The organism is Geotoga petraea (genome assembly GCF_900102615.1).
Classification (GTDB): domain Bacteria; phylum Thermotogota; class Thermotogae; order Petrotogales; family Petrotogaceae; genus Geotoga; species Geotoga petraea.
Window position 1 is genome coordinate 370,974 of sequence record NZ_FMYV01000001.1, and the last position, 21,860, is coordinate 392,833.

The following is a 21,860-nucleotide window of genomic DNA, read 5'->3' on the forward strand; positions in this document are numbered from 1 at the left end:
GCTATCCCTCCTCATAATACTTTTTAAAATATTTATTTTGAATTTTGAACATTTCTTCTTCTTGATCATCAGTATTGGTGTGATCATATCCTAAAATATGTAGTACACCGTGTATTAAAATATAAAAAAACTCTTCTTCAAAAGTGTTGTTGAAGTTTTTTGCTTGCTCTTTAATCATTTCGATCGATATAACTATATCACCTATGATTTCCTCTTTCAAGCCGTATTCAAAGGAAAGAACGTCGGTAGGGATTGATTTTCCTCGAAATTTTGAATTATACTCTTCAATGGTCTTGTTATCTGTCAAAAAAATATTCAGTTCAAAATTTCCATCTTGATATTCTTCTTTTATAATTTGCTTAACAATTTTATTTATTTTTTTTATATTTACAAAATTATCAGTATTATTGCTTACATTTATTACCATTTAAATCACCTTTTCAGCTCTTTTTGATCTATTTTTGGATATTTTATTCGTTTATGGTTCATCTCCATTATAGTTCTTATGATTTTACCTTTGATCATTTGTAATTCTCTTAAAGATAAACCAGAATCATCTAACTGACCTTCGAAAAACAAGGATTGTATTAGATCATCCAATTTTTCGTTTAGTACGCTCGCATTTACATCTTTCATTGATCTGGTTATTGCCTCAGTTACATCGCATATCATTAAAATAGCTGATTCTTTGAATTGAGGTATGGGGCCAGGATATTTGAAGAGATCTGTGTTTTGGATCCCAGTTTCATCGTAATATTTTTTATAAAAAAACTGTTTTATTCTTGTACCTTGATGTTGTATTATCATATCTTCTATTAAAATTGGTAGTCTATATTCTTTTGCCATTTGTTTACCGTAATTTACGTGATTATCCAATATTAATGAACTCATTTTGGGACTGATGTTGTCGTGAGGATTAACTCCTCTCTGGTTTTCTGTAAAAAATTGAGGTCTCCAGGTTTTACCAATATCATGAAAATAAGCTCCTACTCTAGCTAAAATAGAGTTTCCATTTATATGCTCTGTTGCACTTTCCGCTATATTAGAAATAATCATACTATGATAATAAGTACCTGCAGCATGTAGAGTCATTTTTTTTAGAGCTGGGTGGTTCAAATTACCTAACTCTAAAAGACCGAGATCTGAATAAACTCTTGTTATGTACTCGAAAAATGGTAGTATACCCATAGATATAAGCATTGTGAAAAAATTAATCAAAAGTATTGTCAACAGTTCGTTTGTGTCGTTTGTATATCTAAATAGCAACATCAAAGCTATTTGTAAGACACTTGATATAATAAATGGTAAAAATATTTCTATCCTTCTAACAATCTTTTTGGAAACCCAGGCTACCAGTGTTGAAGGTAAAAATATTATCATCATATAAGTTATATCAAAACCATATATAATTCCAAAAAAAAGAGAAAATGAAAGTGAAGATAATATTCCGACGTCAAAATCAATAAGCATTGTTATGAGTAATGTACTCAACAAAGCCGTAACAGAATATAAACTTAAGTACTTATAAATAAATGAATTTAACATTATAGCTGAAATAAGTGGTATCATAAAAGCCGCCCAGTAGTTCAATGGATGTAGTTGAAACATCTTTTTCTTTTCTATGTACATCTCAACTATAAAAAACCAATAAGTTTGAAATACTACGTTGAATTTTACCTGGAAATCAAAAGATAGCCTTCTCCAGATTACAAATTCCACTATAAATCCAACAACTGCGAAAATAAGCATTCTCAGTAAAATAGATTCTAAACTTTGGGGAGCTTTTTTAGATCCCTTTTTTCTCATATTATTATTTTTTTTCAAAAGAATCACTCCGTGTCATTTTCGAAAACTTCGTAAGCGTTAATAATCTCTTTCACTAAAGGATTTCTTACAACATCCGATTTTTTTAATTCATTAAATTTAATTCCCTTTATATTAGTCAAAAATTTGCTAACAGCAAGTAGCCCTGAATCTTTTTTCTTTTCAAGATCAATCTGTGTTATATCTCCGGTTACAACGACTCGAGAATTGAATCCAATTCTGGTTAAAAACATTTTCATTTGTTGATAAGTGCTGTTCTGGGCTTCGTCTAAAATAATAAAAGAATTATTCAAAGTTCTACCTCTCATATATGCCAAAGGTACAATTTCAATTATCCCTTTTTCTTTGTAAAAATTAACCTTTTCAATTCCTAAAAAGTCTATTAAAGAATCATATAAGGGCTTTAGATAAGGATCGACTTTTTCATACAGTGTTCCTGGTAAAAAACCTAATTTTTCACCAGCTTCAACAGCAGGTCTTGTTAAAATTAACCTTTGAACTTTTCCTTTTTTTAAATAATCAACAGCCATTGCTACCGCAAGGTATGTTTTTCCAGTACCAGCAGGACCAATAGAAAAAACTATTTCATTATTTTTGAGATCTTCTATATATTGTGCTTGACCTTCTGTTTTTGCAGATATCTTAACGCCATTAATAGTAGTGTTTACCACTTCTTTCATCGATTTTGGGTTATTGATATCTTCACCCGTATTCCTGGATATAATGTATAGAAATTGATTCCATTCCAGTAGGTGTCCATCTTCTAAAATATCTATCAGTTCGTTAAAAATTTTTTTAACGGTTTTGTTATTTTTTTCTGATTCAGAATTTATTGTTATTTTATTGTTTTTTAAATAAATATCCACGTTGAATTTTTTTGAAAGGTATTTAACTCTTTTATTGTAAGCCCCGAAAATTTCAACAGGTTCTAAATCTTTAGGCATGTTTATAAAAGTTTTCAGTAGAATCATCTCCTTATTTATGATAAAATCTATATGTTGTGATATTTATATACATCAATATATATATTTTAACATATTTTATCTTATATAAGATAACTTGGAGGCAAAAACATGTGGTATCCGGGCCATATAAAAAAAGCAAAGGAAAGTATAAAGAAAAATTTGAAAATTGTGGATGCAGTCTTAGAACTTTTAGATGCAAGAGCCCCTTACGCTTCGAGAGCATACGAATACGAAAGTTTGTTTAGAAACAAACAGAAAATTTTGATAATGAATAAATATGATATTTGTGATCAGGAAAAAACAGAAAAATGGATTGATTTATATAAAGAAAAAGGATACGTAGTTTTGAAAACAAATTTAAAATCTGAAAATATAAAGAAATTTCTTGAAAATAAAGTAGCAAAGCATATTCCTCTTAACTACAAAGAAAAAAGAGCAATTATCGTTGGAGTACCTAATGTTGGAAAATCAACTTTTATAAATCGTTTCAAAGGTAAAAAATCAACTACAATTGGTAATACTCCAGGAGTTACAAAAGGTGTTCAATGGATTACAGTTAATAAAGAAATTAAAATATTGGACACCCCAGGAATTTTGTTTCCTGAATTATATAATAAAAGTATTAAAAACAAATTGATGGCAATAGGGTCTATAAAAGGTGATGATGTAACAAAAGATGATGCTGTTTTTTATATTTTTGATTATTTGAAGGTTAATTATCCACACTACCTTGACAATATTGTAGAAAAAGGATCTTCAAAAGAAAATGCATATGAATTTATACTTGAGTTTGCAAAAAAGAGAAACTTCATTAAAAAAGGTGGAATAGGTGATTATTATAGAGGGAGAAACACTTTTTTGAAAGATTTTAATGATGGAATATTTGGAAGGGTAACTCTTGAATCTCCAGAAGACTATGAACAAATTAAAATATAGTTTTTTATTAATTAATTTAATTTCAATCATTTCTTTTTCGTATGAAGTTTTTTCAAATGGGGAATATTTTAAAATTTTTTTGGAAAATAAAATAAAACTTTCAAAAGAGATAAAAATTGTTACATACAGTATGGACGACACTCTAACAAATATTTTAGTAGACAAAAATCATCATATAATTTTAGACCCTAGTGCAAATAGGTCAAAAAAAGATTTGAATATTCAAAACGTCACGGCACCTAATACTGGAATACAGCATGAAAAATTTTATATTTTTGATAATAAGGAAGTTTTATTTGGGACAGGCAATATGACTTTTAGTGGTATTTTAGGTGACAAAAACATATACATCTTTACTGAAGATAAAGCTATTACAAATATATTTTTAAAAGAATTTGACAATCTGGCGACTCAGAAGTATAAAAAATCTTTGAGTAAAAAAATAAAAGATAGCGAGTTAGGTAGTTTTGAATTTCATTCAACACCAAATGAATCAATCTACAAGGTAATACAAAAAGAAATTAAAAATGCTAAAGTAAATATAGATGTTTTTGCTTTTTCTTTAACAGATCCTTTTTTGGTTTACGAGCTTGAAAAGGCTTCTTCAAGAGGAATAGAAGTAAATCTTTACTTCGATGATTGGAATGAATATTATTCTGATGCAGTTAAAAACTTAAAAGGCATAAATAAATATAGTTATAGTGATTTGCACGCGAAAGTTTTAATTATAGATAATAAGAGAATTATATTGGGAAGTTATAATTACACTTATAAAGCCCGAAATACAAATTATGAATTATTTACTATAATTGAAAATAAAACCATATCGGATATCATAAAAAGATTTTTAATCGAGGAGGATTAAAAAATTGAAAATGAGAATATCATTAGCACAGATGAATGCAAGAGTTGGAGACTATGATTTTAATTATAATAAAATAATTGATTTTATTGAAAAAGCAGTTGAAAATAAATCAGATATTATTCTATTCCCAGAGTTAACTTTAAACGGGTATCCGCCTGAAGATTTAATACTAAAAACGCAATTTTTAAGAGAATCTAGAGAATATACAGAGAAAATAATTGAGTATTCAAAAAGAAAAAATATTATAATAATTTTTGGAGCTATAGACTGGGATATAGAATCTTATAACAGTGCCTTTGTTGTTTATAAAGGCAGAAAAATTTTAGATTATAGAAAAATGTTTTTACCAAACTATTCTGTTTTTGATGAAAAAAGGTATTTTACAAATGGCAATGAAGTTGAAATTTTTCAAATAGATGATGTAAAATTGGGAGTTAATATTTGTGAAGATATATGGGTTCCTAATGGTCCTGCTTTAGCCCTTGCACAAAATGGTGTCAACATTATTCTCAATCTTTCAGCTTCTCCTTATCATAAGAATAAAAACATCAGCAAATTGGAAATGTTAAAAACCAGGGCTTCAGAATTATCAAGTTGGCTCATATACACAAATCTTGTTGGTGGTCAAGATGAAGTTGTTTTTGATGGAGGAAGTGTTGTCATAAATCCTTATGGGGAAGTGAAGTTAAAAGCGCCCCTTTTTGAAGAAGGATTGTACACTTTGGATATAGATCCCTATGAAACAACAAGGGCAAATTTGAGAGAAGGAAAAAGAAAACATTATAGCTATAATAATTACAATACAAATAAAATACATAAAATAGATTTTGAAAAAAATATAAAAAAAGATAAATTGAAAAAGTTAGATTTTAATTGGGGAGTTGAGATAGAACAAACTTACAATGCAATAAAACACGGATTAATTGATTATATGGGGAAAAATAATTTTAGTAAAGTTTGTTTTGGTTTAAGTGGAGGTATAGATTCTGCTCTTGTAGCAGCTATAGCCTCAGAGGCCATAGGCAAAGAAAATGTCTTGGGAATTTTGATGCCTTCTATGTACTCATCTAAAGGAAGTGTGGATGACTCAATTAAGCTGGCAAAAAATTATGGTTTCAAAACTGTTGAAGTTCCTATAAAAGAGATTTTTGATTCTTTTAAAAAAGATTTAAACAAAAAAATGGATCAAGTTGCAGGTTTGACGGAAGAAAATATCCAGGCAAGGATAAGGGGAACTATAGTAATGGCATATTCTAATAATTACGGTTACCTTGCTTTAGCAACAAGTAACAAGAGTGAATCTGCAGTTGGCTATTCTACCCTATATGGAGATATGGTTGGAGGTTTTTCCCCAATAAAGGACTTATATAAAACAGAGGTTTACAAAATGGCTAACTTTATAAATGAAAAAGAAGGATATGATATAATCCCGAATGAAATTATAATGAAAGTGCCTTCTGCAGAATTGAAACCTGATCAAAAAGATCAAGACAGTTTACCTGAATACGAATTACTGGATAAGATCCTTTTTAGTTATATAGACAGAGAAATGTCGTTCAATGAATTGACTGATGAGTTTAATGAGGAAATAGTTAGAGATATAATTAAAAAAGTTGATATAAATGAGTTTAAAAGAAGACAGTCAGCTCCGGGAATTAAATTAACCGAAAGATCTTTTGGCAAAGATAGAAGAATGCCTATAACAAATGGCTTTAAAATATGGGAAAAATGAGGGATTTAAGATGAATAAATTAAACAAAAAAGAAAAATTATTTACTTTTCAAAATTTTGCAATAATATTATTATTAATGGCTATTATTTATTTAATTGCATTTTACTTTTGGAACATGTATGAAGAAACGTTGAGAAATCAATACTATCATCCTTATATCAAAATAAATGATAGTAACTATATAAGGTTGAAGAGCTCTAAATATTTTGATAAAAATACTTCAATCTCTATTAATAAAACTGATATAGAATATGAATATATTTTCAACTCGGATTATGGTACTTCTAAGATAAAAACCTTTGATCCAAGATTCTATTTTTATGAAAATAATAGTTTTTCAGCTTTGGGGTACCCATCTTATGATTTTAGGGGGATGGAATTCACAATACTATTTAAAAATGGTGAGAAAATTAAATATGTAGTAGTTCCTAATGAAAAGATATTGGATGAGATAGAAGAAATTACAAACAACTTTGTTAATGAATTACCAGTTGAATTAAGCTATCTCTTGAATAATAACAAATATGTTTCTTTAGACCAAGATATAATAAGCATTAAAAAAGGTGAGATCTCATTTGATATTTACAAAAATAAAATAGTAAATATTTCCCAATCTGATAACTATTTTTATCTACATACTTTATTTGTAAAAGATCTTGAAAAAATATATATAATACCAAAAAATGAAGAACATAATTTAATTGAATTAATTAATATTATAAAATAGTTGCATATAATAAACTGGATAATTTCAAATAATCATAAAAATTAATAGAAATTATATAAAAATGGATGCCAATCTCTTTTAATTTTCAGAACTAAAAGAGATTGGCATCTATTTTTTTTAAAGTTATCTTCATTGTGAAATTTAATGTATTTTTGAAAAGCATGCTCTAATTTTAAAATAAATAATGAATAACCTTAAATAATTGCAAGAATTTTTGATAAACCTGTAAAAATACATTTTATTATCCTTGAATAAAAAGCTTTAAAAATGTAGAATGTTAATGTCCAATGATGAAATAAATTTCAAGAAAAATATTTCAAGGAGGTAATTTATGAATTTATCTGAAAAAATAAAATCAGTTGAGCAATCAATAACTCTTGCTTTAAATGCAAAAGCTATTGAATTGGAGAAAAAAGGTGAAGATATCATAAAGCTTACAGCTGGAGAGCCTGATTTCAATACTCCTAAGCCTATAGTGGAGGCTGCTTATGAAGCTTTAAAAGCGGGAAAAACTAAATATACAGCTTCAAGTGGAATTATAGAATTAAGGGATAAAATTGCAAAATACATATCAAAAAGAACTAACAATAATTACAATTCAGACAATGTTGTTGTAACTAACGGAGGGAAACAAGCACTTTTCAATGTTTTGATGGCTATAACGAACCCAGGCGACGAGATTTTGGTTTTAGATCCTTCTTGGGTTAGCTATGAAGCTCAAATTATAATGACTGGTGGAACCCCAGTTCACATTCCTTTAGATTTTGAAAATGGATTTCAACCAGATAAAAAAAAGATAAAGAGATATATAACTCCAAAAACTAAAGCTATATTAATAAATTCACCAAATAACCCAACAGGCATGGTTTATAGTAAAGACGCATTACAAGATATTGCAGATATTGCCAAAGAACATGAAATATTTGTTATTAGTGATGAAGTTTATGAATTGTTGGTGTATGAAGGTACACATTACTCAATTTCATCTTTTGAAGGTATGAAAGAAAGAACAATTATAATAAATGCTTTTTCAAAGACATGGGCCATGACGGGGTGGAGAATTGGGTACGTTGTCGGACCAAATGAAATAATTTCTCAAGTTGGTAAAATTCAATCTCATTCAACCTCTAATGTAAATACTCCAACACAATATGCTGCTTTAAAAGCTTTTGATGTAGATGTTTATCCAATGTTCCAAGAGTTCAAAAAAAGGAGAGATTATGTTGCTAAAAGATTGGAAAAGATGAATTTAAAATTCATTCTACCAAATGGAGCATTTTACTTTTTTATTTCTGTTGATGAATTTGGTTATAGTGATAAAGAATTTTCAGAAAAATTATTATCAGAAGTTGGACTAGCTGTGGTACCAGGTTCAGGTTTCTATAAAAAAGGCTTTATTAGAATTTCTTTTGCAACATCTCAAGAGAATTTAGAAAATGCTTTAGATAGACTAGAAAAATTTGTAATGAATTTTAGAGGGTGATCTAATTGAAAGTTAATTTACTAGTTGCCGAAATTGGAAGTACAACCACTGTTGTTACTGCATTTGATAAAATAAATACCAAAGAACCAAAAGTTATTGGACAAGCAGAACATTATACAACAGTGAAAGAAGGAGACGTAACTATCGGGATTTTTAAAGCAATAAAGCGACTTGAAGAAAAATTAAAAGAGAAAATTAATTGGGAGAAGTTTATTGCCTCTTCATCAGCTGCTGGTGGGCTAAAGATAACAGTGCATGGATTGGTTTATGATATGACAGTAAGGGCTGCCAGAGAAGCAGCATTAGGCGCTGGAGGGGTTTTAAAATACGTTACTTCTGGTAAAATGAGAAAGAGGCATTTGGAAGATGTAAAAAAAATAAATCCAAAGATGATACTTCTTGCTGGTGGCGTAGATTATGGAGAGGAAGATACCATTTTACATAATGCAGAGATGATTTCAAATTTGGAGATAGATGTTCCAATAGTATACGCTGGTAACATAAATGTAGCAGAAGAAGCTAAAGAAATTTTGGAAAGTAAAGGTAAAAAAGTTATAATCACTGAAAATGTTTATCCAAAAGTTGATCAATTAAATGTGCAACCAGCAAGAAAAATTATTCAAGAACTTTTTTCTAAAAATATAATTCATGCTCCAGGAATGGAAAAAATACATGATATTGTAGACGAAGAAATCATTCCAACTCCTGGATCAGTTATGCTGACGACAGAACTTTTGTCAGAAGAATTTGAAGATGTTCTTGTAGTGGATATTGGTGGTGCAACTACTGATGTTGATTCAGTTACTGAAGGAAGCCCAGAAATACAAAAAATAATGTTATTTCCTGAACCTGTAAGTAAACGAACTGTAGAAGGAGATATGGGACTCTTTGTAAATGCAGATAATGTTTATTCAATGCTTGACAAAAAGGAATTAGAAAAAAATTTTTATGATCATGAAGAACTTATAAATAAAATATCGCCTTATCCAGAGTCAGAAAGAATGGAAAAATTCACTGCTTTCATGGCAAGAAAATGTTTTTCTGAATCCATAGTAAGGCATTCTGGATCAATAAAATATTTATTTGGCCCTAATGGTAGACAAAAAGTTGCCCAGGGAAAAGATTTAACTGCAATAAAATACATAATAGGTACAGGAGGAATTTTAACAAGATCTAGACATAGAAAATACATTATGGAGTCAATTAAAGAGTTAGAAAGACCTAATAAACTTATGCCTGGGAAAAAAGTTAAATTAGGTTATGATAAAGATTATATTTTTGCCGCTTTGGGTGTTTTATCGACAATTGATAAAGAGTCGGCAAAAAATATTTTACTTCAGGATATAGAATGGATAGAATAAAAAAATAAGAGGATTTATCCTCTTATTTTTTTATAACCAACTTTTGAGTAATTTAATTTCTTCTTTATGTTCTTCATCATCACAAGGGGTTTCTAAGATAAATGGTATATTTTTAAGTTTTGAATGATTGATGATATTTGAAATTCCATCTTTACCTATATAACCTTTACCTATTTTTTCATGCCTATCTTTTCCCATGTTTAAAGGAGATTTTGAATCATTTAAATGTATAAATCTCAAGTTTTCTATTCCAAAACTGTTACTCATCAATTCTAAAAGTTTTTCAACATCGTTATCATTTCTTATATCGTAATTACCATCAAATCCATGGCACGTATCGTAAACAACTTTTAATTTTTCAGAGTTTTTAAAATTTTCGAATAATTTTCCAATATGCTCTATTTTAAACCCATAATTGTTGCCCTTTTTAGAAGAATTTTCAAGGCATATGTTTAACTTCAAATCTAATGAATCATATACTCTTTCTAAGCCTTCTGTAATTCTGTTTACTGCATATTCCTCTCCTTTACCTAAATGTGAACCACAATGTATATTATAATGGGTTATTCCCAAGGACTGAACAGCTTTAATTTCTTCTGCCATACTATTAATAGAATTCTTCCATGTATCATCTTTTGGGGAAGCTAAATTTATAAGATAGTTAGAATGCACAAGTACTTTATCAAAAGATAAATTGTGTTTTTTCATATTTTTTTTAAATTTTTCTGCAGATTCTTGAGTTATGGAAGGGTTTCCCCAAGTTCTTGGTGATTTGACAAAAATTTGAAAAGTGTTAGCCCCTATATCTATCGTTTTTTTAGGGACATTTTCAATACCATTAGATATTTTCATATGAGCACCAAAATAAATTGTAATCAGCTCCTTTTATAAAATAAAAACTCCAGCGTATACTGGAGTTTTGGTGGGCAGAGACAGAATCGAACTGTCGACACACGGATTTTCAGTCCGTTGCTCTACCAACTGAGCTATCTGCCCAAAAAAATAAAATGGTGGGCGCTGCAGGATTTGAACCTACGACCCTCTGCTTGTAAGGCAGATGCTCTCCCGCTGAGCTAAGCGCCCACTTTTTAGTGGCGCCCCCAACCAGATTCGAACTGGTGTCTTTGGCGTGAAAGGCCAATGTCCTGGGCCTCTAGACGATGGGGGCATACAATGATAACCGAAGTAAATAATATCATAGATTTACTAAGGTGTCAAGCGGTTAATAATAAATTAATTAAAAAAATATATTTTAGTAAATAATCTCTCTTGCGTTCCTTAAATCTTCATTCATTGCTTTTATTAAATCTGTTTCATTTTTAAATTTAACTTCTTCCCGCATATAGTTTATAATTTCTATTTTTACATATTTATTGTATATATTATAATCAAAGTCTATAAAAAACACTTCGACTTTTGGAACTTTTTTATTTTCAAAATATGTTGGTCTAACCCCAACATTCATTAACCCCCAGTATTCTTTTTCTATATTTTCAATCTTGCCTTTTACTAAATAGACTCCATATTTTGGAAATATAATGTCTTCTTTGAATCTTATATCTATATTTGCTGTTGGGAACCCCAGTTTTTGTCCTATATGTCTATCTTCATAAACAGGTCCTTCCAAAGTCCAGGTTTTTTCTAACATTTTGTTTGCCAGTTTGATGTTACCTTTTTTAATGGCATTTCTGATCATTGTTGAGCTGATCCTGTTGCCTTTCTCTTTCAAATCATGTAAGATTTGAACTTTCATGTCATATCTATGAGCATGTTTTAAAAGAAAACGTGTGTCACCTATTGCGCCCCTACCAAATTTAAAGTCTTCACCACAAACAATGTATTTCACACCACGTTCTTTTAAAATTTCAAGATACTTATAATGCGTGATGTTCCAAACATTTTGCATATCTATAATTTCCACTTCCATCCCAAGATCTTTTATAAATTTTGCCCTTTCCCAAGATGGATATAGTAATCCAGGAAATCCATTTACATATTGACTCATTGGATATCTTAACATTATTGCAAGAGGTTTTAAATCATTACTTTTAGCATTTTCTATGTTTTTATTTAAAATATATTTATGACCTTTGTGAACGCCATCAAAAGTCCCTACTGCTACAGAATACAATTTTTTCACCTCTGATTAAAAATCTTGTATAATTTGGCCACCCTTTCAAAACTTTCAGGTTCATTTTTTAAAAGAGTGTTTAAAAATTTTGAAGTTTTTTCTGTTTTAGCGAAACCAATGAACCTATTATTTTCATCAAAAAGTTTGACAATTTGGTGTTTTTGGAAAGAAAATTTAAAATCTTCTACATTGTTTACATAAACATGTATACCGTTTTCAATTTTATAACCATGCTTTAAATTTATTTCTGGAAAATCTAAATAATCAACGGGATTTAAGAGATTATCATACCTAATATTTTCATAGTTTATAGAATCATCTAATTTGAATTTTTCAATAGAGGTTCTTGTGAGTTTTTTTGTAACTGCACCACATCCTAATTTATATCCTATATCCATTATTAAGCTTCTTATATATGTGCCTGAAGAAACTTCTGCATCAAATTCAAACACCTTATTATCTATTGTTATGTTATTTATATTTTTTATTTGAATTCTCTTAGGGGGTAAATTAATTATTTCCCCTTTTCTTGCATATTCATATAATCTTTTGCCTTTGTACCTTCTTGCAGAATAAGCTGGAGGAACTTGGTCATAAGATCCTTTAAAACTTTCTATTGTATCTTTCAGTTTTTCTAAATGTTCTGGTCTAACTTCGTTCTTTTCTTTCAAAACACCAGTTATATCAAAAGTATCAGTTATGATCCCTAATTCTGCAACTACATGGTATGTTTTAAAAGAGTTTTGAAAAAATTCAATAAATTTTGTCCCTTTATTAACGGCTAAAACCATAACCCCTTCAGCAAATGGGTCTAATGTACCTGTATGTCCAACTTTCCTAGTTCCCAGTTCTTTTCTAACTATATCAACTAAATCATGAGATGTAATGTTTTTAGGTTTGTTAATATTTAAAAAACCCGATTTATTCATCTGATTTATCATCCTGTTCGTCTTTGTTTTCATCACTATATTCTATTGAATCCAAAAGTTTGTGGACTTTAACACTGGCTTGAAGCCCTTGATCTATATGGAATCTAACTTCTGGAACCTTAAACATTCTAATATTTTCCGCTATTATTTTTCTGAAAAATCCTTGGGCTTTGTTCAATTTTTTAACTATTTTTTCCATATCTCCATCTAAAGCAGAAACATAAACATCTACATAAGATTTATCTTTAGCTAACTTAACATAATTTGTGTTTACCATATGCCCTTTTAATTCAGGATCTCTCAAAGTATAATAGGATTTATTAAACAGTTTCATTATTTCAGATTCTATCATTTTTTTTCTAAATTCAGACATTTTCATCTACCTCCATATCTTCTATAATTCCATCAATATTCATAAACTCTTCAGAGTTTTCTATCTTATTTTTCAGTGCTTCCACATAATTAAAATATTTTTTTGGTGTTAATCCTAAGTTATTCCATGCATTAATATTTGGGATTTCAATTCCAAAATTACCAGAATACCCATAATAAAGCGTATTTGTTGTAATGTTTGATATATGAATTATTTGTACTATCATCTTTGTATTTTCATCAGATAGGTTATCTATTGAATCATGAAATCCTGCTGAATTAATTATTTGATCTGACAATCCCCATTGTTTGAATAGCAATTTCCCTATAGCTTCATGAGAGTATGAATCTAAAATATCTTCTGCTTCTTTAAAACTAATTTTTTTATGATTTGCAATTTTTATAGTCATTTCAAAAATTTCTGGCATAATATTTGACATGGATATTTTCCCTAAATCGTGCAATAATCCCCCTAAAAAGGCTTCTTCTCTTTCTGGATAATTAATTGTTTTTGCAAGAAGCTCGGCACCGATAGCTGTTGACATTAAATGAATCCAAAACTTTTTGGTATTGAAAAAATCGTATTCCTTTCTAAAAAAATTTTTTACCGTGAAAATACTCATTGCCAAATTTCTAACAGTTTTAAAACCTAATATATTTATAGCCTGAGATAATTTTGTTATTTTTCTTGGTAATGCATAATAAGCGGAATTAGATAATTTCAATATTTTTGCGCTAAGTGAAGGAGATTCTAAAACAGCAGCATTTAAATCCTTGACGCTAGAATTAGGGTCAGAGGCTATATTTATAATTCTTTGTACTATAAAATCTGGCGTAGGTAATTCTTCAATTTTTTTTGATATAACAGAAATTGAAACTTTACTCATTTTCAACACCTCTTGGAACAGTTATTATAAACTTAGAACCTTCTCCCAATTGGGTTTCCAGTTGAATTGTTCCTCCATGGAGTTCTACCATATCTTTGACAATGGATAGGCCTACACCAGTTCCTTGAATTTCATAGGTTAAAGAAGTGTCAGAACGATAAAATTTATCGAACACTTTCTCTTTGTCTTCTTCTTTTATACCTATACTGTTATCTTCTATCTCTATAATCAGTTCTTGGTTTACAGTTCTTGTTTGAATTTTTACGAATTTTTCCTCTTTTCTCTTATCAGAATATTTTATTGCATTTTGTATTAAATTGAATATAACCTGTCTCATTCTTGTTCTGTCTAAAAAAACTTCCAAAGATTTTTCATTATCAAAGATTATATTCACTTCATTTTTCTTAGCGAAGTCTTCTAAAGTATTGCATATTTCATTAATTAATTCATTTATATCAAAATTAGTTTTTTCTAAGTTAAGAGTTTTTAATTCTAACTTCGAAAAATCAAGGAGATCGTTTAGAAGTCTATTTAGATGATTTGTTTCGCTTTGAATTGTGTTAAAAAATTCCATAAGCGTTTCATCATCCAACAACTCATATGAATCTATTATTGTATCAGAATAAGCTTTAATAGCAGAAAGAGGAGTTCTTAGTTCGTGAGACATCATAGATAAGAATTCCATTTTCATTTTGTCTAATTTTTTTAATTTTTCTAACTCTTTAGTTCCACTAATATCTCTTATAACAATTAAAACATTTTTTTCATTTTCGAATTCCAAAAAATTAGAATCAATTGAATAAAATTTATCGTTTACTTCAATTTCTTCTGATTGATTGCGTTCATTATCTAAAGTAGATATTATAATATCATTTAACTTTTCTTGAATATCAGTACCTAAATGATCGTATTTTTCATTTTTGAAGTTGATTTCTTTGTTCTCAGAAAAAACAACCATAGAATCATTTGTAGAATTGAGAATGCTATTCAAAAAGTTTTTATTTTTTTCGATTATTAAGTTTTTGTTCAATATTTTGTCGTATAAAGTTAAGTTTTCAAATAAGTTTCCAAACATAAAAGATAAAAATCTAAAAAGCATCATAGCTTCATTTGAAAAATCTTCTTCTTTTGTAATAGCAGTGTAAATAAAGTGGGTTGTATTTAAGCTAACTATTGGAATAAAAATGTAAGATAATTCTTCTTCAGGGAAAACTGATACATCCAAGTTATTGTTTACCCAAATAACCATATCTTCAATATCAGGATTGTAAGATGTATTGAAGATTTCTTTGACTTTATTTTCTTCTACTTTAAAGAAAAAATCTTTATCAGTTTCTATCATAGTGCCTGTAATTTTCGATAAAGTTTTATAAGCAGAATCAAGATCATTTACTTTTGAAATTTCCATAATTATATTTGACAAATTCGTATAGAACGATGTATCCTTTAATTTTTCAACCATATTAAACCCCTTTTTTACATTAATTCATTTAATTATACCTTATAGAATGTTTTATACAAAATAATTTAATTAATCATATATTAAAATTTGTTGAAATATAAAGATACTTTATGATGATATAATTTATTAAAAGTATAGAAAAATCAAGGAGGTTCCAAAATGAAAGTTGATATGAAAATCGACATAAAAAAACTCATCGATAACAACCAGCTAAAAATATTAAAAGATCTTTTAAAAGATCAAGAACCTGCCTATATAGTTGAGATGATAGAAGAGATTGAAGCTGAAGACAAAGTAATTATTTTCAGATTATTGAATAAGGATACAGCGGCTTTAGTTTTTTCAGAATTGGAAAGAGACGATCAGCTGAGATTAATATCTTTATTCAAGGAAGAAAAAATCAAGGAAATTATAAATGATCTTGATCCTGACGATAGAACGGATTTATTTGAAGAATTGCCGGCTAATGTAGTCAAAAAATTGCTTGAATATCTCTCTCCAGAAGAAAGGGAAAAAGCACAAATATTACTTAATTATCCAGAAGATTCAGCTGGAAGGATAATGACACCTGACCTTTTCGACTTAAAAGAGAACCTCAACTGCTCTCAGGCATTGAAAAAGATTAAGTCGAAAGGGAAACAAGCTGAAACAATATATACACTTTTTGTGATAGATGAAAACAGAAAACTTACAGGTGTCGTCGATTTGGATGAGATTATTTTTTCTGAAGAAGATCAAAAGATAAAGGAAATTATGAATAAAGAACCTTTGTATGTAAGTGTTTATGATACCGAAGAAGAAGCTGCAATAATAATGAGAGATTATGATTTATTGGCTTTGCCAGTGGTTGATTCAGAAAAAAGATTGGTGGGAATAATAACTGTTGATGATATTATTGATATTATTGAAGAAACTGCAACTGAAGATATTCAAAAAATGGCAGCAGTAAATGCTACTGATACATCTTATTTGCATACTTCAATATGGAGTTTAGTAAAAAGTAGGGTTGTTTGGTTGATCCTCTTATTATTACTTGAAAGTGTAGCTGTATTTATTATCGATGGGTTTTCTGCAATTCTTCAGAAGGTTACAATTCTTGCGGCTTTTATACCTACAATAAATGCAATGGGGGGAAATACTGGAAGCCAGATGTCTGCAGTTATCATTAGATCAATGGCATTAGGAGAATTGGACAAAGATGATTTTAAAAAAGTTTTGAGAAAAGAGATAGTTGTTGGGACAATACTTGGATTAATTTTATCTGTTGTTATGGGAGTAAGAGCGTTTGTAAATACTCAAGATATATCAATAATATTAGCCCTTTCTTCTTCTATGATAATCGTAGTTCTCGTCTCAAACTTTTTAGGATCTATTCTACCTTTTTTTGCAAAAAGATTCAAATTAGATCCTGCGTTAATATCTGGCCCTCTTATATCAACTATTATGGATGTAATTAGTATGGCGGTATATTTTTCTGTTTCTCTTTATTTTCTAAAAGATATGCTCTAATGTATAGAATTAAAACATGAAAGAATTTTAAACACTTCTTTCATGTTTTATTTATATAACTAAAGAATATTAAACAATTATTAACCTAAAACTCAAAAATTGATTTTTGTAAAGTTAATATGTGAAAAATTTCATATAATATTTACCCAAATAAAAATATAAACTTAATTTTTTATCTATAAAATAGAAAGTGAAAAAAATAACCAGTGATTAATCTTGGAGATGATTTAAATGGTTGAAATTTATATTTGTATGGGTAGTGCATGTTATTTAAAAGGCTCAAAAGATATTGTAGATATTTTAAGTCGTTTGGTAAAAAAATATGATTTGAAAGAAAAGGTAAAATTAAAAGGATCTTTCTGTTTAGGTCCCTGCAATCAAGGTGTAGTTGTTAAGGTTGGAGATAAATTTTTCAAAAAAATGAATGTAGAAAATACAATTTCAATTTTCAAGGAAAAAATTTATCCATATATACTAGAGATAATAGAAAAGAGTGATGAAAATGAGTAATTTATCTAAAAACGTATGGGAATTAATTATGGATTATGATCCAAATGGAATAATGGCAGTAGATGAAGATTTTACTATTAAACTGGTTAATCCTTCATTTGCAAAAATGTTTTATTTACAGGGAAAAGATATCATCGGAAGATCAGTTTTTGAATTTTTCAATGATTTTGAAGATTACAGACTTATTATGGAAGAAGATGAAAAAATATTAAAGAAGATTCATACTTATGAAAATTATGGTTTAACTGTTTCTGAAGTGACTTTTAGAATTAAGTCTGAAAAACTTATAGTGAAAATATTTCATGACATTACTGATCAAGTAGAGAAAGAAAAAGAGTTAAAATATTTAAAGATACATATAATTGAAGAAGTGCAGAAAATAGTTGATAAACAGATGAAAACAGGTCAAGAAATAGCTTCCATATTGGGAGAAACCACCGCTGAAACCAAAGCAACATTAGTTAAATTATTAGACATACTAAAAAAAGAAAAATAAAGGAAGGTTAAAGATGATTTCTTCAGTTATATATAAAAAAAGCATAAATAAATTTGGTGAAGAAGTTTGTGGAGATAATTTTCAATTAAGTAAAACAGATAATTCAAAAATAGCAGTTCTTTCTGATGGGTTGGGTAGTGGAATAAAAGCAAGTATTTTATCAATATTAACTACTGAAATAATATCAACAATGTTTAAGAAAGGTGTCGAGGTAGAAGAGATATATCAAACTATTGCAAAGACTCTACCTGTTTGTAAAATTAGAGGTATTGCTTATTCAACTTTTTCAATTGTTCAAGTTTTTAAAGATGGAAAAATAAAAATAGTGAATTATGATAATCCCACTCCTATAATAATTCGAGGTGGTGAATTGTACTGGCCTAAATACATAAAAAAAGTGATAAATGGAAAAGATGTTTATATAAGCAATTTTTATCTTGAACCGGATGATTTTATTTTTGTATTTTCAGATGGAATAGTTCATGCTGGTTTGGGGAATATGATGGATTTTGGATGGGGTGTAGAAAATATAGCATCATATATAAAAAGATTGTATAGAAGAACTAGAGATATAAAATATATGGTTGATAATTTAGTCGAACTAACAAAAAGTTATTATGGTTCACAACCTGGAGATGATTCAAGCGTTGTTGGATTTAAAATAACAGAGAAACCTACAGCAATGATATTCACAGGTCCACCTTTAGATCCAAAACAGGATAAATATTTTGTCGAAGAATTCATGAAATCAGAAGGTAAAAAAATAGTTTGTGGAGGGACTACAAGTAATATAGTTGCCAGAATAATTGGAGAAGAGATTGAAATTAATTTTAATTTGGATTCAAAAAGTGATATTCCCCCATATGGAACTATGAAAGGTGTTGATCTTGTTACTGAAGGAGTCTTAACCCTTAAAGGTTTAAACAATCTTCTTAGCCAGTGTAAAAACAACATGTTTGAAATTGATATTGAAGAGAAAAATATTGACGCAGCTGAAAAAATGTTTATAACAATAAGAGACTGTGATGAGATTACTTTACAGGTGGGTAGAAAAGTAAATGTGTTTTACCATAATCCAGCTTTACCTTTTGATATGTCTATTAGGTCAAATTTAATAAGAGATATAAAAAGTAATCTATTAAGGTTGGGAAAAGAAGTAAATGTTGAATATTGTTGAGGAGGATGAAAATGAAAATAGAGATATGTGTTGGCACAACATGCCATTTGATGGGCTCTTCTACCCTCATTGAATCATTGGAAGAATTAAATGAAAAATACTGTGAAAAAATTGATATAAAATATAGAACATGTTTTGAACTATGTCATGGCCAAATGAAACCGCCAATTGTTAAAATAGATAATAAATTTTATGAAGATATAAATCCAGAAAGAATTAAAACTATTGTGAAAAACAAATTGGGGAATGGTTGAGATGAGGAATTTTGTTTTTAACGAAATAATGAAATTAAAAAGACAAACTCTGATGGAGATGACTAAACTTTTTGAAGAAGATAAATTGAAAGAAAGTTTGTTTTTGTTACCAAAAAAATTATTACCAGGGCCAGAAGGAACTTATAGAGATTCTGTTTACCATGAAAGAGAGGTATTGAAACAAAGAATCAAGTTGTTTTTAGGTTTAGACTATGAAAAATCACGTAATTTAGAACTTTTTCAAATTTCAGAGCATATAGATGAAATACTTTCTGGTAAATCAGAACTTATTGATAAGTCTAAAAAATTACATATTATTAAAGAAGGCTGTGACTCATGTCCTTCTGGTAGATATTATGTAACTGATTTATGCCGAAACTGTGTAGCTCATTCTTGTATGAATAGTTGTCCTAAAGATGCAATTCAATTTGAAGAAGGTAGGGCTAAAATAGATTCGGATAAATGTATTAGTTGTGGATTATGCCAGCAATCTTGTAATTATTATGCAATAATGAAATTAGAAAGACCATGTGAAGTGTCTTGTAAAATAGATGCTATAGAAAAAGATGAAATAGGCGCTGCGACTATAAACTATGAGAAATGTGTCACTTGTGGTTCTTGTTATATTTCCTGTCCTTTTGGCGCAGTGGAAACCACATCTTCTTTAATTAAGGTATTGTACAATTTGAAAAAAAATAGTATGAAAAAAGTGGCTCTGTTGGCACCATCTATAGTTTCTCAATTTGGACCTAAAGTTAGTATAGGAAAAATAAAATCAGCTTTAAAAAAGATAGGTTTTGAAGAGGTTTATGAAGTTGCTATAGGTGCTGATATGGTTGCAAAAGAAGAAGCCGATTACATTCAAAATTCTGATGATTTAGTAACTACATCATGTTGTCCTGCTTTTGTTGAATATGTTAGAAAATATCAATCTGAATATGAGAAAAACATATCTCCTTCTTTATCTCCAATGTCACATTTAGCAAATTATTTAAGAAAAACAGAAGAACAAGAGCTAGATATAACTTTTATAGGACCTTGTATAGCAAAAGAAAAAGAAAACTTTTTGTTCAAGCAAGTAGATAATATTTTGACTTTTGAAGAAATTGGTATATTGTTCATAACCAAAAATATAGAGCCTTCTAACTGTGAAGAAGAGGATTTAGAAGGGAGTTATGACGGTTGGAATTTCGCTTCCAGTGGTGGAGTATCAAATGCAGTAAAAAATTATATAAATGCCGATATAAAAGATATAAAGCTAAATGGATTAAATCAAGCGAAGAAAATATTTGATGAAGTTAAAGAAAATAATTATAAACTGTTGGAAGGGATGGCCTGTGAAGGCGGTTGTATCTGTGGACCAGGAATTATGACTAATCCTAGAATAGCTAAAAGGAAACTTAATAATCTAAAAGAAAAAATAAAATGAGAGCTTATGCTCTCATTTTATAAATATTTCCATTTTTTCATTTGTGGACAAAACTACATTTCCTTTTTTCTTCATCACCAACAAATCACCAGGAGTTAAATCAGTAGATTCGTCATTGACTTTTATATTGATTCCTCCAGCTTGTACGAAAATTTTTTCAACTTCTTTTTCTATGGTTCCATCAGTTTTTACAAGGTCCCATTCTTTTACTTTTAACTTTCTTAGATGTTCTTCTTCGGGAAATTTTATTAAAAAGAAATTATCAAATTCTATTTCTTTAGTTTGATCTTTAAAAAATAAATCACTTGGATTCTCCAAAGCATGATCTAAACCACCTAAAGTTTCACTTAAAAGTTCATAATATTTTGCAATTGTTTCTTCGTCATATTTTCTGTTTAAGTAATTATCTAATTCATCAAAATCAGCATCTGGGTGCTGTTCTAAGAATATTTCTACATCTTTTATAACATTTTCCACAAAAATACCTCCTAAGGATTAAATCTGCATTCTCATTATTTCTTTATAAGATTCAATAATTTTGTTTGTTACCTGTGATGTTAACTGTAAAGACAAAGAAGCTTTTTCTGCAGCAATAATAACTTGATGTACATCATTTATTTTACCAGTTGAGTAATCTACAGCGGCTTTATCTGCAGTTTTTTGAAGGTTATTAACATCATTAATTGCATCTTTCAACATGTTGGAAAAATCAACATTTGATGATTCATTAGCTTTTTGTGCAGGGTTTACTTTATTAATTCCAGAAATGTTCTGAATTCCGTTGATTTTATCTATCAATATGTTTCACCTC

General features: G+C 28.8%; 23 protein-coding genes and 3 tRNA genes. 12 read left to right on the plus strand and 14 right to left on the minus strand.

The features are described from left to right. Position 1: 1 nt before the first annotated feature. Genes ybeY through BLS00_RS01820 form a run of 3 tightly spaced genes read right to left on the minus strand, consistent with a single transcriptional unit; the run spans position 2 to position 2,768 of the window. On the minus strand, positions 2-427 hold the full coding sequence (ybeY, locus tag BLS00_RS01810; protein ID WP_091402274.1) for an rRNA maturation RNase YbeY: 426 nt from the start codon (positions 425-427) through the stop codon (positions 2-4). A 5-nt stretch (positions 428-432) separates the two neighbouring features. Further along, entirely contained in the window at positions 433-1,824 is a 1,392-nt protein-coding gene (locus tag BLS00_RS01815; protein WP_240724321.1) for an HDIG domain-containing metalloprotein, read from the minus strand. Positions 1,825-1,829: 5 nt separating this feature from the next. Next, positions 1,830-2,768 carry a PhoH family protein gene (locus tag BLS00_RS01820; RefSeq protein WP_244885725.1) on the minus strand — a complete coding sequence of 313 codons (939 nt, stop codon included), beginning with the start codon at positions 2,766-2,768 and terminating at the stop codon, positions 1,830-1,832. Positions 2,769-2,897: 129 nt separating this feature from the next. Between BLS00_RS01820 and ylqF the strand changes: the two genes are divergently transcribed. The 6 genes from ylqF (at position 2,898) to BLS00_RS01850 (ending at position 9,893) form a co-directional block, all read left to right on the plus strand. After that, entirely contained in the window at positions 2,898-3,725 is an 828-nt protein-coding gene (gene ylqF / locus BLS00_RS01825; protein ID WP_091402278.1) for a ribosome biogenesis GTPase YlqF, read from the plus strand. Next, the gene (locus BLS00_RS01830) at positions 3,706-4,590 is read left to right on the plus strand and encodes a phospholipase D-like domain-containing protein (protein WP_091402281.1); all 885 of its coding nucleotides are present in this window, start codon (positions 3,706-3,708) and stop codon (positions 4,588-4,590) included. Before ylqF ends, BLS00_RS01830 begins: the two co-directional genes overlap by 20 nt. A gap of 10 nt (positions 4,591-4,600) precedes the next feature. Then, positions 4,601-6,322: an NAD+ synthase gene (locus tag BLS00_RS01835; protein WP_240724330.1), complete on the plus strand. Its 1,722-nt coding sequence runs from the start codon at positions 4,601-4,603 to the stop codon at positions 6,320-6,322. 10 nt (positions 6,323-6,332) lie between these two features. After that, on the plus strand, positions 6,333-7,049 hold the full coding sequence (locus tag BLS00_RS01840) for a hypothetical protein (protein ID WP_091402286.1): 717 nt from the start codon (positions 6,333-6,335) through the stop codon (positions 7,047-7,049). 331 nt (positions 7,050-7,380) lie between these two features. Continuing rightward, positions 7,381-8,532: an aspartate aminotransferase gene (gene aspC, locus BLS00_RS01845; protein ID WP_091402288.1), complete on the plus strand. Its 1,152-nt coding sequence runs from the start codon at positions 7,381-7,383 to the stop codon at positions 8,530-8,532. Between the two features lie 5 nt (positions 8,533-8,537). After that, positions 8,538-9,893, plus strand: coding sequence for a GlmL-related ornithine degradation protein (locus tag BLS00_RS01850; protein WP_091402291.1), 1,356 nt, complete (start codon positions 8,538-8,540; stop codon positions 9,891-9,893). 30 nt (positions 9,894-9,923) lie between these two features. Here BLS00_RS01850 and BLS00_RS01855 read toward each other — a convergent pair whose 3' ends face one another. From BLS00_RS01855 to BLS00_RS01895, 9 genes are all read right to left on the minus strand, one after another. After that, positions 9,924-10,772, minus strand: coding sequence for a deoxyribonuclease IV (locus BLS00_RS01855; RefSeq protein WP_311044510.1), 849 nt, complete (start codon positions 10,770-10,772; stop codon positions 9,924-9,926). 41 nt (positions 10,773-10,813) lie between these two features. Further along, positions 10,814-10,889: transfer RNA gene (locus tag BLS00_RS01860), tRNA-Phe, on the minus strand. Between the two features lie 12 nt (positions 10,890-10,901). Next, positions 10,902-10,976: transfer RNA gene (locus BLS00_RS01865), tRNA-Val, on the minus strand. 9 nt (positions 10,977-10,985) lie between these two features. Continuing rightward, a tRNA-Glu gene (locus BLS00_RS01870) sits at positions 10,986-11,061 on the minus strand. An 84-nt stretch (positions 11,062-11,145) separates the two neighbouring features. Beyond that, the gene (gene ribF, locus BLS00_RS01875; protein ID WP_091402295.1) at positions 11,146-12,024 is read right to left on the minus strand and encodes a riboflavin biosynthesis protein RibF; all 879 of its coding nucleotides are present in this window, start codon (positions 12,022-12,024) and stop codon (positions 11,146-11,148) included. 5 nt (positions 12,025-12,029) lie between these two features. Continuing rightward, positions 12,030-12,986, minus strand: a complete 957-nt coding sequence (gene truB, locus BLS00_RS01880) for a tRNA pseudouridine(55) synthase TruB (protein WP_244885726.1) — start codon at positions 12,984-12,986, stop codon at positions 12,030-12,032. After that, positions 12,946-13,326, minus strand: a complete 381-nt coding sequence (rbfA, locus tag BLS00_RS01885) for a 30S ribosome-binding factor RbfA (protein WP_091402300.1) — start codon at positions 13,324-13,326, stop codon at positions 12,946-12,948. Before rbfA ends, truB begins: the two co-directional genes overlap by 41 nt. Further along, complete coding sequence (locus tag BLS00_RS01890; RefSeq protein ID WP_091402302.1) at positions 13,319-14,212, minus strand: HDOD domain-containing protein; 894 nt, start codon at positions 14,210-14,212, stop codon at positions 13,319-13,321. Before BLS00_RS01890 ends, rbfA begins: the two co-directional genes overlap by 8 nt. After that, positions 14,205-15,674 carry a sensor histidine kinase gene (locus tag BLS00_RS01895; RefSeq protein WP_091402305.1) on the minus strand — a complete coding sequence of 490 codons (1,470 nt, stop codon included), beginning with the start codon at positions 15,672-15,674 and terminating at the stop codon, positions 14,205-14,207. Before BLS00_RS01895 ends, BLS00_RS01890 begins: the two co-directional genes overlap by 8 nt. 159 nt (positions 15,675-15,833) lie before the next feature. On the opposite strand from BLS00_RS01895, the gene mgtE reads away from it, so the two are divergent. The 6 genes from mgtE to BLS00_RS01925 all read left to right on the plus strand — a co-directional run bounded on the left by mgtE (position 15,834) and on the right by BLS00_RS01925 (position 21,049). Next, positions 15,834-17,183 carry a magnesium transporter gene (gene mgtE, locus BLS00_RS01900; protein WP_091402307.1) on the plus strand — a complete coding sequence of 450 codons (1,350 nt, stop codon included), beginning with the start codon at positions 15,834-15,836 and terminating at the stop codon, positions 17,181-17,183. A gap of 231 nt (positions 17,184-17,414) precedes the next feature. Next, positions 17,415-17,693: a (2Fe-2S) ferredoxin domain-containing protein gene (locus tag BLS00_RS01905; RefSeq protein ID WP_091402309.1), complete on the plus strand. Its 279-nt coding sequence runs from the start codon at positions 17,415-17,417 to the stop codon at positions 17,691-17,693. Then, on the plus strand, positions 17,686-18,189 hold the full coding sequence (locus BLS00_RS01910; protein ID WP_176759809.1) for a PAS domain S-box protein: 504 nt from the start codon (positions 17,686-17,688) through the stop codon (positions 18,187-18,189). The genes BLS00_RS01905 and BLS00_RS01910 overlap by 8 nt, the downstream gene beginning before the upstream one ends. 13 nt (positions 18,190-18,202) lie before the next feature. Next, complete coding sequence (locus tag BLS00_RS01915) at positions 18,203-19,366, plus strand: SpoIIE family protein phosphatase (protein ID WP_091402314.1); 1,164 nt, start codon at positions 18,203-18,205, stop codon at positions 19,364-19,366. Between the two features lie 11 nt (positions 19,367-19,377). After that, positions 19,378-19,620 carry an NAD(P)H-dependent oxidoreductase subunit E gene (locus BLS00_RS01920; protein ID WP_176759810.1) on the plus strand — a complete coding sequence of 81 codons (243 nt, stop codon included), beginning with the start codon at positions 19,378-19,380 and terminating at the stop codon, positions 19,618-19,620. A 28-nt stretch (positions 19,621-19,648) separates the two neighbouring features. Then, complete coding sequence (locus BLS00_RS01925; RefSeq protein ID WP_176759811.1) at positions 19,649-21,049, plus strand: monomeric [FeFe] hydrogenase; 1,401 nt, start codon at positions 19,649-19,651, stop codon at positions 21,047-21,049. Positions 21,050-21,061: 12 nt separating this feature from the next. Here BLS00_RS01925 and BLS00_RS01930 read toward each other — a convergent pair whose 3' ends face one another. Both BLS00_RS01930 and fliE read right to left on the minus strand, forming a co-directional pair. Next, on the minus strand, positions 21,062-21,526 hold the full coding sequence (locus BLS00_RS01930) for a hypothetical protein (RefSeq protein ID WP_091402320.1): 465 nt from the start codon (positions 21,524-21,526) through the stop codon (positions 21,062-21,064). 18 nt (positions 21,527-21,544) lie between these two features. Next, a complete protein-coding gene (gene fliE, locus BLS00_RS01935; RefSeq protein ID WP_091402322.1) occupies positions 21,545-21,847 on the minus strand; it encodes a flagellar hook-basal body complex protein FliE in 303 nt (100 codons plus the stop codon). Positions 21,848-21,860 lie beyond the last annotated feature (13 nt).